The sequence below is a fragment of the Peribacillus sp. P4_C12 genome, from assembly GCF_056402095.1.
The window spans coordinates 1-720 of sequence record NZ_JBFUIB010001080.1; the positions used below are offsets into that span (position 1 = coordinate 1).

General features: G+C 43.9%; 1 protein-coding gene. It reads left to right on the forward strand.

Annotation, left to right across the window (positions count from 1 at the left end; genetic code table 11):
• Positions 1-720 (forward strand): AMP-binding protein (locus tag AC1DUW_RS31435; RefSeq protein ID WP_477644524.1); only part of this gene is annotated, 720 nt, incomplete at both ends.

Here is a 720-nt window from a genome sequence, read left to right on the forward strand (position 1 = left end):
TTCTATACACATCAGGAACAACCGGGAAACCAAAGGGTGCAATGTTAACGCATCGGAACTTGGTTTCAAATGCGGACTCCATTTCAAAATTATTAGAACTCGATGTTAAAGATCGTGTCGTAGCTGTTCTGCCAATGTTCCATGTATTCTGTATGACAATTTGTCTGAATGCGCCAATTGCTTGTGGGGCAACAGTCCTGATCCAGCCTAAATTCAGCCCTCATGACGTGGTCAGCACCATTCGAGAAAAAAAGGCAACCGTGTTTGCTGGAGTACCTACGATGTACAGTTTTATCTATCAATTGCCTGAAGCGATTGCGGAGGATTGCCAATCTATTCGCATGTGTATCTCTGGAGGTGCCTCGATTCCGGCAGAGCTGCTGCATAAATTTGAAAACAAGTTTAATGTTTCTATCTTGGAAGGATATGGGCTTTCGGAAACTGCTCCTCTCGTCGCTATTAATCCTTTAAAAGGGACTCGCAAGCCAGGTTCTATCGGCTTGAACATTCCAGCTGTCCAAAGCAAAGTTGTAGATGAGTTCGGAAAAGAATTGCCGAGAGGAGAAGTCGGAGAATTAGTTGTTCAAGGGCCAAATGTAATGAAGGGATATTTGGGTATGCCGGAAGCTACTTCAGCTGCTTTTAATGACGGGTGGTTTTACACAAGTGATCTCGCAACAATGGATGAAGAAGGATACATCTACATTGTTGACCGCAAGA